Source organism: Cryobacterium sp. 10I5 (assembly GCF_035019865.1).
In the GTDB taxonomy this organism is placed as follows: domain Bacteria; phylum Actinomycetota; class Actinomycetes; order Actinomycetales; family Microbacteriaceae; genus Cryobacterium; species Cryobacterium breve_A.
Genome location: NZ_JASJVI010000019.1, coordinates 32,242 through 47,411, shown reverse-complemented (window position 1 = coordinate 47,411; position 15,170 = coordinate 32,242). Strand labels below are relative to the sequence as shown.

At 70.9% G+C, this 15,170-nt stretch carries 16 protein-coding genes; 4 read left to right on the top strand and 12 right to left on the bottom strand.

The genetic code is table 11. From position 1 onward, the window contains the following. Nucleotides 1–47: 47 nt before the first annotated feature. The 8 genes from QN350_RS07700 to QN350_RS07665 all read right to left on the bottom strand — a co-directional run bounded on the left by QN350_RS07700 (nucleotide 48) and on the right by QN350_RS07665 (nucleotide 9,116). The gene (locus tag QN350_RS07700; RefSeq protein WP_322137959.1) at nucleotides 48–1,247 is read right to left on the bottom strand and encodes a mechanosensitive ion channel family protein; all 1,200 of its coding nucleotides are present in this window, start codon (nucleotides 1,245–1,247) and stop codon (nucleotides 48–50) included. Between the two features lie 82 nt (nucleotides 1,248–1,329). Beyond that, nucleotides 1,330–3,006, bottom strand: a complete 1,677-nt coding sequence (purH, locus tag QN350_RS07695; protein WP_322137960.1) for a bifunctional phosphoribosylaminoimidazolecarboxamide formyltransferase/IMP cyclohydrolase — start codon at nucleotides 3,004–3,006, stop codon at nucleotides 1,330–1,332. Continuing rightward, entirely contained in the window at nucleotides 3,003–3,596 is a 594-nt protein-coding gene (gene purN / locus QN350_RS07690) for a phosphoribosylglycinamide formyltransferase (protein ID WP_281535850.1), read from the bottom strand. The genes purH and purN overlap by 4 nt, the downstream gene beginning before the upstream one ends. 9 nt (nucleotides 3,597–3,605) lie before the next feature. Beyond that, complete coding sequence (locus QN350_RS07685) at nucleotides 3,606–5,021, bottom strand: DUF6350 family protein (RefSeq protein WP_322137961.1); 1,416 nt, start codon at nucleotides 5,019–5,021, stop codon at nucleotides 3,606–3,608. 111 nt (nucleotides 5,022–5,132) lie between these two features. Further along, nucleotides 5,133–6,020 carry a succinate--CoA ligase subunit alpha gene (gene sucD / locus QN350_RS07680; protein ID WP_323516061.1) on the bottom strand — a complete coding sequence of 296 codons (888 nt, stop codon included), beginning with the start codon at nucleotides 6,018–6,020 and terminating at the stop codon, nucleotides 5,133–5,135. 14 nt (nucleotides 6,021–6,034) lie between these two features. Next, nucleotides 6,035–7,204, bottom strand: coding sequence for an ADP-forming succinate--CoA ligase subunit beta (gene sucC / locus QN350_RS07675; protein WP_322137962.1), 1,170 nt, complete (start codon nucleotides 7,202–7,204; stop codon nucleotides 6,035–6,037). Between the two features lie 412 nt (nucleotides 7,205–7,616). Beyond that, nucleotides 7,617–7,895, bottom strand: a complete 279-nt coding sequence (locus QN350_RS07670; protein WP_323516057.1) for a hypothetical protein — start codon at nucleotides 7,893–7,895, stop codon at nucleotides 7,617–7,619. A gap of 192 nt (nucleotides 7,896–8,087) precedes the next feature. Then, the gene (locus QN350_RS07665) at nucleotides 8,088–9,116 is read right to left on the bottom strand and encodes a hypothetical protein (protein ID WP_323516055.1); all 1,029 of its coding nucleotides are present in this window, start codon (nucleotides 9,114–9,116) and stop codon (nucleotides 8,088–8,090) included. 86 nt (nucleotides 9,117–9,202) lie between these two features. Here QN350_RS07665 and QN350_RS07660 point away from each other — a divergent pair, with 86 nt between their 5' ends. Next, the gene (locus QN350_RS07660; protein ID WP_323516051.1) at nucleotides 9,203–10,201 is read left to right on the top strand and encodes a hypothetical protein; all 999 of its coding nucleotides are present in this window, start codon (nucleotides 9,203–9,205) and stop codon (nucleotides 10,199–10,201) included. A gap of 119 nt (nucleotides 10,202–10,320) precedes the next feature. Here QN350_RS07660 and QN350_RS07655 read toward each other — a convergent pair whose 3' ends face one another. After that, complete coding sequence (locus tag QN350_RS07655; protein ID WP_323516049.1) at nucleotides 10,321–11,193, bottom strand: EamA family transporter; 873 nt, start codon at nucleotides 11,191–11,193, stop codon at nucleotides 10,321–10,323. A 162-nt stretch (nucleotides 11,194–11,355) separates the two neighbouring features. Between QN350_RS07655 and QN350_RS07650 the strand changes: the two genes are divergently transcribed. Together QN350_RS07650 and QN350_RS07645 are read left to right on the top strand one after the other, a co-directional pair. Then, complete coding sequence (locus tag QN350_RS07650) at nucleotides 11,356–12,066, top strand: VIT1/CCC1 transporter family protein (RefSeq protein ID WP_281535854.1); 711 nt, start codon at nucleotides 11,356–11,358, stop codon at nucleotides 12,064–12,066. Nucleotides 12,067–12,081: 15 nt separating this feature from the next. Then, nucleotides 12,082–12,483 (top strand): DUF3054 domain-containing protein, encoded by a 402-nt coding sequence (locus QN350_RS07645; RefSeq protein ID WP_322137965.1) that lies wholly within the window; start codon nucleotides 12,082–12,084, stop codon nucleotides 12,481–12,483. Nucleotides 12,484–12,693: 210 nt separating this feature from the next. On the opposite strand, the gene QN350_RS07640 is transcribed toward QN350_RS07645, so the two are convergent. After that, nucleotides 12,694–13,335, bottom strand: a complete 642-nt coding sequence (locus QN350_RS07640) for an NADPH-dependent F420 reductase (RefSeq protein ID WP_322137966.1) — start codon at nucleotides 13,333–13,335, stop codon at nucleotides 12,694–12,696. Between the two features lie 133 nt (nucleotides 13,336–13,468). On the opposite strand from QN350_RS07640, the gene QN350_RS07635 reads away from it, so the two are divergent. Then, on the top strand, nucleotides 13,469–13,948 hold the full coding sequence (locus tag QN350_RS07635; protein ID WP_322137967.1) for a MarR family winged helix-turn-helix transcriptional regulator: 480 nt from the start codon (nucleotides 13,469–13,471) through the stop codon (nucleotides 13,946–13,948). An 11-nt stretch (nucleotides 13,949–13,959) separates the two neighbouring features. Here the strand turns inward: QN350_RS07635 and QN350_RS07630 are convergent, their stop codons facing one another. Then, nucleotides 13,960–14,238: a hypothetical protein gene (locus QN350_RS07630; RefSeq protein ID WP_281535858.1), complete on the bottom strand. Its 279-nt coding sequence runs from the start codon at nucleotides 14,236–14,238 to the stop codon at nucleotides 13,960–13,962. A 155-nt stretch (nucleotides 14,239–14,393) separates the two neighbouring features. Then, on the bottom strand, nucleotides 14,394–15,167 hold the full coding sequence (locus QN350_RS07625; protein ID WP_322137968.1) for an FAD:protein FMN transferase: 774 nt from the start codon (nucleotides 15,165–15,167) through the stop codon (nucleotides 14,394–14,396). Nucleotides 15,168–15,170: the final 3 nt, after the last annotated feature.

Sequence of the window (15,170 nt, the reverse complement as noted above, 5' to 3'; positions counted from 1 at the left end):
GGGTGGGTCAGGGGGTCGGCCGACCTCGCGCCCCCGCGCCGGCCGGGTCAGAATTTCTGGTCGTTGACTTCCTGGATCGGCATCGAGCGGGTGAATTCCTCGCCGCGGTGCACGGCCTCGGAGTCGCCGGAGAACAGGCCGGGCGCCTCGGTGACCGGGCGCTGTGCCCCCGCCGGCCTGGGAGCCGCGGCCCCGGACGGGCGGGCTGGCTGACGCACCTCGACGCGACCGAGCGGGAGGGCGTCCGGGTTCTCGGCGACGAGCCACTCGACCAGGTTCTCCCGCACGATGCAGCGCAGGTCCCAGAGCATCGCGGCATCCCCGGCCGAGACCAGCACACGGATGCGGACGAAGCCGCCGACGGCATCCGTCACCTGGAGCACGGCGACCCGCCGGTCCCAGAGCTCGGTCTGCGCGACGATCCGGTTGAGTTCCTCGCGCATCGCCCCGGTGCTGACCCGCCAGTCGACGTCGAACTCGACGGAGCCGAGCAGTTCGCTCGTGCGACGGGTCCAGTTCTGGAACGGGGTCGTCGTGAAGTACGTGGACGGGAGCACCATCCGCCGGTCGTCCCAGATGTGCACGACGATGTAGGTGAGGGTGATCTCTTCGATCCTGCCCCATTCGTTCTCGACGATGACGACGTCGTCGACGCGGAGGGCGTTGCTGAAGGAGAGCTGCATCCCGGCGAAGACGTTGGCAAGGCTCGACTGCGCGGCGAGGCCCGCGACGACGCTCAGGAGTCCCGCGGAGGCGAAGAGGCTCGCCCCGACCGCCGCGGCACCGGGGATGCTCAGGAGCACCGTGCCGATCGCGCAGACGATGACCACGACGACGCTGATCCGGCGGAGCATGCGCAGCTGGGTGCGGACCCGCCGGGCCACCCGGTTGTCCCGCACGTCGATGCGGTACCGGGCGGCGATGACCTCCTCGAAGAAGTACAGCAGCGCCGCGAGGAGCCAGGTCGCCGCCGCGATGAACAGGGCGCGCATGATGAAGTCGACGGCGAGGGTCAGCTCCGGTGTCGTGACCAGGTACACGGACGTGGCGATCCAGAGGGCTCCGACCAGGATCACGATCCGGAACGGACGCCGGCACAGGCGGATGAACGTGCGCGCCCAGGCCCGCTTGCGCGCGGCCATCCGGAAGACGAACGCGGCGATCGCGGTGATCACAAAGGCGCTGATCACCGCGACGACGAACGCGATCAGGAAGGTGGGTTCAATGAAACCATCGAGCAACGGCACGGGTGTCCCTCCGCCCGGAACCCCGATTGGCGACCCGGACCCTTCCATCGTGCCAGATCCCGCTGGCAGGAGCCTCTGCGGATCAGTGGAAGAAGTGGCGCTCCCCGGTGAAGTACATCGCGACGCCCGCCTCCGTGGCAGCGGCGATGACCTCGGGGTCGCGCACCGAGCCGCCCGGCTGCACGACCGCGGTGACGCCGGCCTCGAGCAGCACCTGCAGGCCGTCGGCGAACGGGAAGAACGCGTCGGAGGCTGCCACGGAGCCTGCGGCCCTGTCCCCGGCCCGCAGCACGGCGAGGTGGCACGAGTCGACCCGGTTGACCTGGCCCATTCCCACGCCCACGGATGCCCCGGAGCGGGCGAGCAGGATCGCGTTCGACTTCACGGACCGGCACGCCTTCCACGCGAACTCGAGGTCTGCCCGAGTGGCCGCGTCGACCTCCTCGCCGGCGACCAGGGTCCAGGTCGAGGAGTCGAAGTCCTCGAAGGAGTCGGTTTCCTGCACGAGCAGCCCGCCGGAGATCTGGCGCAGCTCGAGCGAGGATCGGTGGTAGTTCTCCGGAAGCTCGAGCAGGCGGATGTTCTTCTTCTGGCTGAGCAGTTCGAACGCGGCCGGTTCGAAGCCGGGTGCGACGAGCACCTCGGTGAAGATCTGGCTGACGGTCTCGGCCATGCCGAGGGTCACGATGCGGTTGGCCGCGATGACCCCGCCGAAGGCGGAGACCGGGTCACAGTCGTGAGCGCGCTTGTGGGCGGAGGCGATCGCATCCGGCGCCTTGGGGTTGGCCACGGCGATGCCGCACGGGTTGGCGTGCTTGATGATGGCGACGGCCGGTTCGGCGAAGTCGAAGGCGGCACGCACGGCGGCGTCGGCGTCGACGTAGTTGTTGTACGACATCTCCTTGCCGTGGCGCTGCACCGCCTGGGCGATGCCTTCTCCGCCTTCGCCGAGGTAGAGCGCAGCGGCCTGGTGCGAGTTCTCGCCGTAGCGCAGCACGCTGCCTCGGGTGGCCTCGATCGCGAGGGTGCCGGGGAAGGGACCTTCGTCGTCGAATGCGGTGCCGATCACGGCGTCGAACTCGTCGAGGATGGCCTCGTCGAGGGCCTCGGTGTCGTCCTGCCACTGGTCGTAGACGTTCTCGGTGAACCACGCGGAGACGCTGAGGTCGTAGCCGGCCGTGTGCTCGAAGGCGAGCGAGGCGAGCTTGCGGCGCAGCTCGAGCGTCGTGCCCCCTGCCGCAACGGCGGTGACGATCTCGCCGTAGTTCTCCGGGTCGACCACGATCGCGACGTTCGGGTGGTTCTTCGCCGCTGCGCGCACGAGTGCGGGCCCGCCGATGTCGATCTGCTCGATGACCTCAGCGGCAGAGGCGCCGGAGTTCACGGTCTCGACGAAGGGGTACAGGTTCACCACGACGAGTTCGAAGGGCGCGATGCCGAGCTCGGTGAGCTGGGCCTCGTGGGCGGCGAGCCGCAGGTCGGCGAGGATACCGGCGTGCACTCCGGGGTGCAGGGTCTTGACCCGGCCGTCGAGGGACTCAGGGAAGCCCGTGACGGTGGCGACATCGGTCACGGCGAAGCCGGCGGCACGGATGCTTGCAGCGGTCGACCCCGTCGACACGATTTCGACGCCGGTCGCCACGAGGGCGGCCGCAAGCTCGACCAGGCCGGTCTTGTCGCTCACCGAGATGAGCGCCCGCCGCACCGGGACGACATCGCGTTCGCGGTAAAGGCTCTGGTCGTTGCTGTGCCCGCTCATATCTGGGAGTGCTCCTTGAGGTTCGTGTTTCCGTTGGCGATGTCGAGAACGGCCTGCACGAGCAGGCGTCGTTCGACGATCTTGATCCTGGCGTGCAGGGAGTCCTCGGTGTCATCCGGAAGCACCGGCACCCGCTCCTGCGCGACGATGGGGCCGTCGTCGACACCGGTGTCGACGACGATGAGGCTGGCGCCGGTCTCGGGAACGCCGGCGGCGAGCGCGTCGCGCACCCCGTGGGCTCCCGGGAACTCGGGCAGGTAGGCCGGATGCGTGTTGAGCAGGTGCGGGGACAGTGCGGCGACGACCCGGGCGGGCAGGAGGCGCATGAAGCCGCTCAGCACGACGAGGTCGGGCGACCACTGCTGGATCACGGCGAGCAGTTCGTCGCCCCACTCCTCGCGGGACGAGAAGGAGCTGTACGGAACCGTGAAGGTGGACACGCCGAACTCTTCACCGAGGTCGAGGCCGTCCGCATCCCGGTCCGCGCCGATCGCGACGATGCGTGCCGGGTACTCGGCGTCCTGGCACGCTTCCAGGAGGGAACGGAGGTTGGATCCCCCGCCGGAAATCAATACGACCAATGACAGCACTGGTCGAGCCTATCGTTTGCCGGTCCTCGCCGGTGAGGCCGGGGCGGGAGCCGTGGCGCCGGACGTGGCCACGCGCCGCCGGATCGGGGGCGTCAGCATGCCGAGCACTGCGGCGACGCCGACCTCGAGCGCGGCGAAAGCGCCGACCAGCATCGGGTTCGGTCCGACGTCGACGAGCCGGCCAGGGCCGAGTGCCCCGCCGGACCACCAGGCCAGCAAACCGAGGATAATGCCGGCGACGATGCCGGCGAGGACTCCGGTCAGGGCGAGCCGTCCGCGATCGGCGCCGGGCCCACCCGCCCGGTACTGGCGCTGCCGGGTCGCGACGGCCGTGAGATAGCCGAAGAGGACGGGCACGAGGAGCCCGAGAAAGCCGAAGGCGAGACTGCCCTGCGGGAGCACCCCGAGCAGCGGCAGGCCGGGCAGCGGGCCGAGCACGGTGCCGACCGGGGACACGCTCGACCCGAGGCCGACGGCGACGCCGGGCCCGACGAACCAGGCCGCCGCCCAGATCACGAGGTTGGGGATCAGGGCGAGCTGGGCGATGGTCAGCGTGATGCCGCCCATCACACCGGCCTGCACGGTCTCATAGAGGCCGATGACGGTCGCGAAGTTGCCGAGGATCAGCACGAAGACGGCGAGGGCCGCGATCCCGATCGTCCCGGTCGCGGCTCCGAAGCCCGCGCGGAGGGCGCCGGTCAGGATCGAGCGCCAGTCGGCGGGCACCTCGGGCAACCGCGGCAGGGTCGGAAGCGCGGGGAAAGCGGGAAGGGCGCGCAGCCAGGCCGGGCGGGACTTGCCGGAAGCGGCTGCGCCGGCTCCGGTCGCGTCCGGGCGGCCGGTGGCTCCACGGCCCGGCGCCGGGTGCGCCGACGCTCCCGCGAGGTGCGGTGCCTGGCCGGCGACCGGATGCTCTGGTGACTCGGTCCGGTGGCGGGCGCCGATGAACACCCCGACGGCGAACACGGCCGTGGGCAGGAGCACGCCCTGCGGGACCGACGGCTGCAGGGCATCCGTGCCGACGGTGAGGGTGAGCAGGGTCGCGAGCAGCCCGTAGACGGGGATCGCGGTCAGCACGCCGGTCCAGCGGTGCGGCGAGTCCGCCGCGCGGCGCCCGGTGTGCCTGCCGAGGAACAGGGCGAGCAGGGCGAAGCCGAGGAGCGCGATGGTGAGCGAGAACGGGGCCTCCGCGCCGGGCAGGCCGAGAGCGGCGACGACGGTGGGATCCAGCTGGACGGCGAGGTCCACGCCGTTGCCGAGCAGCCAGACGGAGACCGAGGCGCGCCAGAAGACGAGCCAGTCGACCGCGAGGCCATACTGGGTGGCCCAGAGGATGGTCAGGGGCACGAGGGAGACGCCGACTCCGATGGCTACGACAATGAGCGCCTCGAGTGCGGCGAGCAGGGCTGTCGTTAAGCGGTTCATCCGGGGGGAGCCTACCTCGCCCGCCTGACCGCCCCGCGCGCCCCCGCCGAAGCAGGCGAAAAAAAAGGGGCCCGCCGTGGTGGCGGGCCCCTCTGTCGTGCGGATGCCGGACTACAGTGCGGCGAGGACCTCGCGCAGCAGGGTCGCGGTCTCGCTCGGCGTCTTGCCGACCTTGACCCCGGCGGCCTCGAGGGCCTCCTTCTTGCCCTGGGCGGTTCCGGCGCCGTCGGAGACGATCGCCCCGGCGTGGCCCATGGTCTTGCCCTCCGGAGCGGTGAAGCCCGCGACGTAGCCGACGACGGGCTTGGTGACGTGCGCCCGGATGTAGTCGGCCGCCTTCTCCTCGGCGTCGCCGCCGATCTCGCCGATCATCACGATCGCGAGGGTCTCCGGGTCGTTCTCGAAGGCCTCGAGGGCGTCGATGTGGGTCGTTCCGATGATCGGGTCGCCGCCGATGCCGATCGCGGTCGAGAAGCCGAGGTCGCGCAGTTCGTACATCATCTGGTAGGTCAGGGTGCCCGACTTGGAGACGAGGCCGACCGGGCCCTTAGCGGTGATGTTCGCCGGCGTGATGCCGACGAGCGCCTCACCCGGCGTGATGATGCCGGGGCAGTTCGGCCCGATGATGCGGGTCTTGTTGCCCTTCGCCTTGGCGTATGCCCAGAACTCGGCGGAGTCCTGCACCGGGACGCCCTCCGTGATGATGACGAGCAGCGGGATCTCGGCGTCGATGGCCTCGATCACGGCGTCCTTGGTGAAGGCCGGAGGGACGAAGGCGATCGAGACATCCGCCCCGGTCTTCTCGATGGCCTCGGCGACCGAGCCGAAGACGGGGAGTTCGACGTCGCCGTGCACGACGGTGGTGCCGGCCTTGCGGGCGTTGACGCCGCCGACGACCTGGGTGCCCGCCTTCAGCATGAGGGCGGTGTGCTTGGTGCCCTCACCGCCGGTGATGCCCTGGACGATGACCTTGGAGTCCTTGTTGAGGAAGATAGACATGTTCGAAAAATCCCTTACTTCGCGGCGTAGGCGAGTTCGGCGGCCTTGGCGGCGCCCTCGTCCATGGTGGCGGCCAAGGTGACCAGCGGGTGGTTGGCCTCGGTGAGGATGCGGCGGCCTTCCTCGACGTTGTTGCCGTCGAGGCGCACGACGAGAGGCTTGTTCGCGGCGCTGCCGAGCTCGGCAAGCGCGCCGACGATGCCACGGGCGACCGCGTCACAGGCGGTGATGCCGCCGAAGACGTTGACGAAGACGCTCTTGACCTGGGGGTCGCCGAGGATGACGTCGAGTCCCGCCGCCATGACCTCAGCTGATGCTCCGCCGCCGATGTCGAGGAAGTTGGCCGGCTTGACGCCGCCGAAGTTCTCGCCCGCGTATGCGACCACATCGAGCGTGGACATCACGAGCCCTGCGCCGTTTCCGATGACGCCGACGACACCGTCGAGCTTGACGTAGTTGAGGTCGTTGAGCTTGGCCTTGGCCTCGAGCGGGTCTGCGGCGGCCGCATCCTCGAGCAGGGCGTGCTTCGGGTGGCGGAAGCCGGCGTTCTCGTCGAGCGTGACCTTGCCGTCGAGGGCGATGATGTCGCCCTCTTCGGTCAGGACGAGCGGGTTGACCTCGACGAGGGTCGCATCCTCACCCTTGAACACGTTGTAGAGCTGAACGAAGACCGGGGCGACCTTCTCAATGAGCTCGGCGGGGAACTTCGCCTCGACGGCGATGCGCCGGGCGGTGTCGAGGTCGATCCCGAGGTTCGGGTCGATCGCGACGTAGGCGAGCGCCTCGGGCTTCTCGACGGCGAGAACCTCGATTTCGACGCCGCCCTCGTAGCTCGCGAGCGAGAGGTAGGAGCGGTTGGACCGGTCGAGCAGCACCGAGAAGTAGAACTCCTGCTTGATGCGCGCGCCGCCGGCGACCATGACCCGGTTGACGGTGTGCCCCTTGATGTCGAGTCCGAGGATCGCCTGTCCTGCCGCGAAGGCGTCGTCGGGGGTCTTGGCGACCTTGACGCCGCCGGCTTTGCCGCGACCGCCGACCTTCACCTGGGCCTTGACGACGACGACACCGCCGAGCTTCTCCGCTGCGGCGCGCACCTCCTCGGGTGTGTCCGCGATGATGCCCGGCAGAACCGGGACTCCATACTGCTCAAACAGGTCTCTTGCCTGATATTCGTAAAGGTCCACGCTGCTCTTTCCAATCCACGACTGAGCGTTCCTGCAGGGTACGAGGGGTATGACGGGACAGCGTCCGGCATCGAATGTAGCTCGACGTCGAGACAATCTGACCAGTTCAAACTCTAGCGTCACACGTAACCCCCGCCTCGCCAAACCGTCCGGGCGGCAGTACCATGCCAGCCACACCCCCCGACACCCGGAAGGGACCGCGCATGGCCGGACCGTTCAGGACATCCGCTCCCCCGCACTTTCTCGAACTGCGGGTGCACGGCATCAACAACACGTCGCCGTTCGCGCTGCTCGACCTGCCGCCGGACGAGGTCGAGCTCGCAGCGGGCGACGTGCTCGGCAGCTTCTGGACGCCGACGGACTACTCCCTCCGGCGTCATCGCCGGGCAGCGGATGCCGCGGAACAACGCGGTTACGTCCCGCGCCGGATCCGCCGTGAGGCGTACTCCTGGGGCGGACTGGTGCGCAGCACCCCGGGCGGGGACGGGCCGGTCTGGGCGGTCCTCGCCGCACTCGCCCGGATCGGCTGGGCCCTGCTGCTCCCGTTCTCGATCGCCAACGCCGCCGCCTGGTGCTGGCGGCTCCCGACCCAGGGTGTGCCGCGCGGGCTCAGCGTCAGGGCAGGGATCATCCGCTTGTTCGGCGTGCTGCTCACGCTGCTGCTCGTCGCGACGGTCGCGAACCTCGGCATCGACCTGTTGGCCCGGCAGTGCTACGCCGGCGGGGCCCTGGTCTGCTCCGGGCTGCCCGGGGCGCTCGGCGGCCTCGCCGCGTGGACGGCCGGGCAGCGGATGGCCCTCTTCTCGCTCGCGCCGATCGCGATGATCCTCGGAATCTGGCAACTCTCGAACGGGGCGCGTCTGCGGTATGACGTCGCCGACCGCTACCTCGCCGCCCGTCCGGCAGCGGCAGGACCGAGCGTCCGCCCGGTGGACGGGCGACCCGGAGCCCCGGCTGCGTCTCCCGCAGGGCCCCGGCCGCTGCTGGAGTCGCCGCACCTGTGGAACCGACGCGGTGAAACCCATCGGCTCTCGCTCGCCCACCTCGCGGCCGGGCTGAGCCTGACCTCGGTGCTCTCCTGCGCCGCCCTGGCCGGCGGGGCCGGCGGGGTGAGTACGGGTGTGTCCGGCACGGCGGCGGGCGTCGTCTTCCTCGTCGCGGGGGCCCTGCTCCTGGCGGCCCTCGTGACCGCGTTCTGCACCCGCACCCTTCCCGTCGAGCCGATCGCGCGCACGGCGGGGGCCCGGTGGCACACCGCGCTCGTCCTGCTCGCCATCGTGACGCACCTCGCGGCGCTCCTGGTTCTCGGGCTTGCCCCGCCCGCGCAGGGGGACGACGGCGCGGCCGGCGCCGGAGCGACCCAGGGAGCGGCGGCCGCGGTTTCCTCGGTGTCCCAGGTCTCCTCGATCACGCTGCTCGCGCTTCTCGGCGGCATGCTCGCCTGCGTCGCGGCGAGCGCCGTGTTCCGGTACCCCGCCCCGCGCGGCCGGCTCCGGTTCGAGGCGTGGCACGGCCTCGCACCCGCGGTGTTCCTGACCCTGGCGCTCACGGTCGGGCTCATCCTGTCGAGCCTCCTCACCGTCGGCGTCGGCACCTGGCTGAACGGCGGTGCGGGCGCGAGCGCCCTGCTCGGCGCGCCGACGAACGCGGCAGGATCACCGGCGACGCCCGTGCTGACCGTGCCCGGCGTGTACCCGTGGTTCGGCGGGCTTGCGTTCGCGCTCCTCGCCGTGGCGGTGCTCTCCGTCGCCTGCTCCCTGATCCGGCCGCGCCGGGTCGGCCCCCGCGTCGCGGAGTGGACCCCGGACGATGTCCCGCCCGGGTCAGGCGGCGACGGGCGGCGCGAGGCCAGCGGGGTTGGCGACGCGGCGCACCCGGACAGCTCTGGCGGAGCCGCCGCCGCATCCACCACCGGAACGGCCGCCGCCGGCGCGGGAGCTCCGGGCTCCGGGCTCCGGCCAACCAGACGGCCCGGGCATCCCCGGCGGAGAGACCCCGATGCCCGCGGGATCCGAGGCCGAACTCGTGGCCCTGCTGCGTCCCGTACGCGACCGGAAACGCGCGCTCGCCGCTCGCCTGCACCTCGTCGAACCGGTCACCGGGATCGTCGCGGCGGCCGGCTTCCTCGCCCTCCTCGCGACCGAGATCCTCACCGTCGTCGTGCCCCGCCTGCTGCCGGCGGATGCCGCGGCGCCGGGGTCCGCCCCGGCCGACGGCGTGACCGCCCCGCCCGGGCTGCTCGCCTGGCTCGACGTGTCGATGGCCGGCTGGGCGGGCGTCGCCGTGATCGTCCTCGCCGGACTCGTCCTTCGCCCGACCCCTGGGCGCGCGACGAGGCCGCTCGCGATCGTCTGGGACCTCGCCTGCTTCCTGCCGCGCGCCGGGCATCCGCTCGGGGCTCCCTGCTACACCGAACGGGCCGTGCCCGAGGTCTGCCGCCGGGTGCTCTGGTGGCTGGACGGCCGGGCGGAAGGGACACCGCCACGCCGGCGGGAGGTCGTGCTCGCCGCCCACAGCATGGGAACGGTCGTCGCGATCGCCGCCCTCTTCTCCCTGGCCGCGCACCCGGACTGGTCGGCGCGGCGGGACCGGGTGACGCTGCTGAGCTTCGGCGTGCAGGTGCGGCCGTACTTCGGGCGGTTCTTTCCCGAGATCCTCGGGCCGGAGGTGCTTGGCACCCAGCCGTGCCTGCGCCCGCGGCTGTGGAGCGCGGACCCGTGGCTGGCGGATGCCGGGGCGACGCCGCTCCCGCCGGAACCGGCCTCGCCCGCCGCCGCGCTGCCGGTGGGGCGCTGGATCAGCCTGTGGCGGGCGACCGATCCGCTCGGGTTCCCGGCCTGGTCGAACCGGGCGCCAGGCAACCCGATCGACCGGTTCGCCGATGAGATCGATACGAGCGGGTACACGGGCGCGGTCGGCACCCACGGCGAGTACTACCGCACCCGGCAGTACCACGACGCGCTCGCCGACCTCGCCGGCACCGCCCTTCCCGGCTAGCCTCCGCGAGGCTCCCATGTCGAGCGCGGGTGTTGCGCCATTGCGCGGGTGGTGCGCCACCCGCGGAGCGGCGCAACACGCGCGTTCGGTCCGGTGGCCGAGGGGGCGGATGCCGGGGGTCAGCCGAGCGCGAAGAGGGCGGAGGAGGCGAGGGCGGTGCCGACGCCGATGGACTGCGGCAGCGTGAGGCGCTCCCCGAGGACGGCGATCGACAGCAGGATCGTCGCAACGGGGTACAGGGCGACCAGCACGCCGACCACGGCGAGGTTGCCGGAGTAGAGGGCGATGAGCAGAAGGGCGTCCCCGACGCCGAGCAATACGCCGGCGATCATGCTCCCGCCGATCCAGCGCGAACCCACCGAGCGAAGCGGACCGAGCGAGAACGGGCGCAGGCCGGCGGACATCCTGCGCCACATCCCGAGCACCAGGAGGAGCAGGAGGCCGAGGCCGATCTCTACGAAGGCCGGGACCAACCCGGCGGAGCCGGGGGCGAAAGAGAGGGCGACGACGGACAGACCGAACGCGATCCCGGAACCGATGCCGACGGTCCAGGCCTGGCGGGACACCCGCGCGCTTCCCTCGCGGCGCGAGGTCGACACCAGCACGGCACTCGCGAGGGCGAGACCAACGGCGACCCAGGCCGCACCGGAGAGCTGCGTGCCGGCAACGGTGGCGACGCCGACCGGCACACCGGCGACCAGGAGGCCGATGACCGGGGAGAGCACGCTCACGGGACCCACAGTGAGCGCCTGGTAGAACAGCACGAAACCGACGACGGCCGCCGCTCCCGAGACCGCGCCCCAGAACACGGCGCCCTCCGACCAGGTTCCGCCCACGGAAAGCAGGCCCGCGCTGAGTGTGACCGTCGCCCACAGGTAGGTCAGGGTCGTCGCGGGCAGCACTCCGAACCGCCGTGCGCCGAGGGTTCCGAAGAAATCCGAAACGCCATAGGACAGCGCGGACGCGAGCGTCAGCACGACCACCAGAATCACGACACCATCCTCCAGCACGACGGATCCCACGGCAACGGGGCCGCGCTGGATAGCGGGCCACCGGGCCACGGGCGCGCCGGGTCACGGGTACGCCGGGCCGGGGCCGCCGGGCCGGGGCACCCGTGAGTAGCGCGAACGCACCGGGGCTGCTTGACTTCCGGCATGACTGAACTCGATCACGGCATCGAACCGCACGCCCCCGGCCACGCCGAACGGCTCAACTGGCTGCGCGCCGGTGTGCTCGGCGCGAACGACGGCATCGTCTCCGTCGCCGCCCTGGTGGTGGGCGTCGCGGCGGCGACACCGGATTCCGCGGCGATCCTGATCGCCGGAGTCGCGAGCCTGCTCGCCGGGGCGATCTCGATGGCCCTCGGCGAATACGTCTCAGTCAGCAGCCAGCGTGACACCGAGCGCGCCTTGATCGCCAAGGAGCGGTGGGAGCTCGCCAACCTGCCCGACCAGGAGCTCGCCGAGCTCGCCGAGATGTACCGCGCCAAGGGACTGAGCGCGGACACGGCCCGGCGCGTCGCCGACGAGCTCACGGCGCACGACGCCCTTGCCGCGCACCTCGAGGTGGAATTACACATCGGCACCGAAGAACTCCCCAACCCGTGGCATGCGGCGTTCGCGTCCGCGCTCGCGTTCACGGTCGGCGCGATCCTGCCGCTGCTCGCCGTGCTGCTGCCACCGCCGGCGTGGCGGCTGCCTGCAACATTTCTCGCGGTGGCGGTCGCCCTCTCGATCACCGGCTGGCTGAGTGCCTACCTCGGCGGCAGTCCCCGCGGCCGCGCGATCGCCCGGGTCCTCGTCGGAGGCCTGCTCGCCCTCGGCGTCACGTGGGCGATCGGCGGCCTCATCGGCACCTCGGTCTGACCGTAGGCTGGTGCCATGTCTTCACCACGTACGCTCCACGCATCCGCCCTGCTCGCGGCGGGCATCGACGCCGCCCTCGTGCTCGTCTTCGCCGCGATCGGCCGTGCGAGCCACGGCGAGGACCTGCTCGGCGTGCTGACGACCTGGTGGCCGTTCCTGGGCGGCCTCACGATCGGCTGGCTGATCATGCGCGCGTGGCACGCCCCGCAGCGGATCGTCTACACCGGGCTCGGCGTCTGGCTCTGGACGGTCGCGGGAGGGTTGCTGCTCCGCGTCGTGAGCGGCCAGGGCGTACAGCCGAGCTTCATCGTCGTGACGGCGATCGTGCTCGGCCTGTTCCTCGTCGGCTGGCGCGGCATCGCGGTGCTGGTGCGCCGCGTCCGTGCCCGTAGCCAGGCCACGACGCAGATCCAGTAGCCGCACCCTTCCGCAACCTCGCCGTCAGTGGCATGACTCCTGCACATCTCCGGGCGGTGGGAAAGCCGCCGCTGCGGTGACCCGGTGTTTCCGGGGCTCGGGCGTCGCTTCCGCTGAATGTGCAGGAGTCATGCCTCAACAACGGCGGACATGGCACTGCCAGCGCTACGCGGGTGCGGGCGCTGGCAGGGGGATGCCGGGGTCGGCCGGTTAGACGAGCACCTTCAGCGAGGTGTTCCAGTTGAAGTCCTCGAATGCCGGGTTGGCCTGCAGGGTCATCACGAGGAACTGGAAACCCTCGAGCTCGCGGGCACGACGCAGCGGGCCGACGACGATCGGGCGCTGGCCGGCGGCGGTGACGAAGGCGGCGACGGCCGCGTTCGCCTCGTCGGAGTCGGAGGCGATGAACACGTCGAGCGGGAGGCCCGCGGCCGTGCCCGCGACGAGTGCACCGGCGAAGGTCGTGTTGAAGGCCTTGACGACGGTCGCTCCGGGCGCGGCGAGCGCGGCGAGTTCTTCGGCTGCGGAGGTGCCGGGGGCGACGACGAGGGAGTCGAAGGTGTTGAAGTCGACGGGGTTGGTGATGTCGATCACGGTCTTGCCGGACAGGGCGGCACCCAGGGCGGTGACGACCTCCTTGGCCGCGTCGAACGGAAGCGCGAGCACCACGATCTCGCCGGTGAGCGGGCTGGTCAGCGTGCCAGAGGTAACCTCGGCGCCGAGCTCCGCGGCAAGAGACGCGGCCTTGGCCGGGTCGCGATCGAGGATCTGGAGGCCGCTTCCGGCGACGACGGCACGGGTGCCGATGCCGCGAGCCATGTTGCCGCTGCCGATGATCGTGATGTTCGTCATAGTCGTTCTTCCTCCGGAAAAGTGTCGAGTGGATGCTGCCTCCGGCGGGATTCCCGTCACAATTACTTGAAGCAACAACTAAAGACTAGGACTCTTTAGTTGAACCGTCAAGTTAACCGGTAGAATTCTCGGCATGACCGAACCGCGCTGGCTGACAGATGACGAACGCGAAGCCTGGCTGCGCCTGATGGCCGTGACCATGCACTTGCCGGGACGACTCGAGACGCAGCTGAAACGGGATGCCGGGCTGAGCCACTTCGAGTACTACGTGCTCGCGATGATCTCGGAGAGCACCGAGCGTTCCCTGGCCCTGAGCGAGCTCGCCGCACGCACGAACTCGTCGCTCTCCCGGCTGTCGCACGTGATCGCCCGGCTCGAAGTCCAGGGCCTGTTGACCCGGTGCGCCTCACCGAGCGACGGCCGTACCTCGATCGCCCAGCTGACCGAGGCCGGCTGGGCGAAGGTCGTCGCGAGCGCGCCCGGCCACGTCGAGGAGGTGCGCTCGGTCGTCTTCGATTCCCTGACTCCCGGGCAGGTCAGCCAGCTCTCCGAAATCTGCGGCAGCCTGCTCGGCACGCTCGACCCCGACCACCGCCTGCTCCGCCCGAGCTGAGCCGCCCCGGGTTACCGTTCGTAGTCGTCGACGTCGTCGAACTCGTCGGCATCATCGATGTCGATGATGCTGTGCTCGTCGACGCCGCGATCGTCCTCGTCCTCGTCGTCCTGCTCGACGGCGCGGTCGTCGGCGTCGATGGTCCAATCGAGATCATCGTCCGGGTTGTCTTCCGGAACCAGGTCATCCTCGAGGGTGAGCCCGACGTCGTCGATGTCGCGATCTTCGTCCAGTCCATCGCTGCCGGAGTCTGTGCGCCGTGGCCAGAGTCCGTCCGGGTCAATTCTCATTGTGGCTGCCTCCTCGTCGGAAGAGGGACGTCCCCCGCTGGGTGCCCCCGCGCGAGCAACGGTACGCCACCGCCCCGCCACCGACAAGGGGCCGATCGACCCTGTGCACAACCGTTCCGAAGCGGCGTGGAGCCCGTGCGGAGCCGCAGGCCTGCTCAGCCGTTGCGGGAGCGCAGTCCCGCTGTGGCGACGAGCGAACCGTCCTGCAGGACTGCGAGCACCTCGATCGGGAAGGTCTCGACGCTGCGGTTCAGCGCCGCCTCGCCTCCGGCGACGATCGTGGTGGCCAGCACGTCGACGGTCACGATGTCGAGCCCGATCACGCTGACCTGCCGGTACGGCGAGGGCCCGCCGCCCACGCTGGTCCAGATGTGCTCCCCGCGCTCGGCGCTTCCCGAGGTCGCGACGGCCCGCACCGGGGCGACGAGCGGCACGGAGGCCAGGAGTTCCTGCCGGCTTGCCGGGTCGACGATGCCGGCCACCCAGTCCTGGCCCGGTGACTGGTCGCCGTTCACGAGCAGGTCTCCTCCGGCGTTGACCGACCACTCCGAAAGGCCGAGGCCCCGCAGGGCCTCCCCCGCTTCCGCGATCGCGAGGCTTTTCACGACCCCGGACAGGTCGAGCACACCGTCGGCGCGGTGCGGCGTGAAGACGCCGTCCGTCTTATCGCGCCAGTCGAGCGCGACGGCGTAGCAGTCCCGCAGTTCGGCACTCGCCTGGGTGAGGCGGATGTCGCCGCGCGCGATCCTGCTGATCTCCGAATCGGGCCGGTACAGGCTGAACCGCTCGTCCCAGCGGGTGAACACGTTTCGCACGGCGTCGAGGGCCGCCTCCGGCGAGGGGACTCCGGCGCGGTCGCCGTCGCCCGCCGCGCCGCCGATTCTGAGGCTCACGACGGTGCCCATGGTCTCGAAGGTCTGCGCGTCCATGCC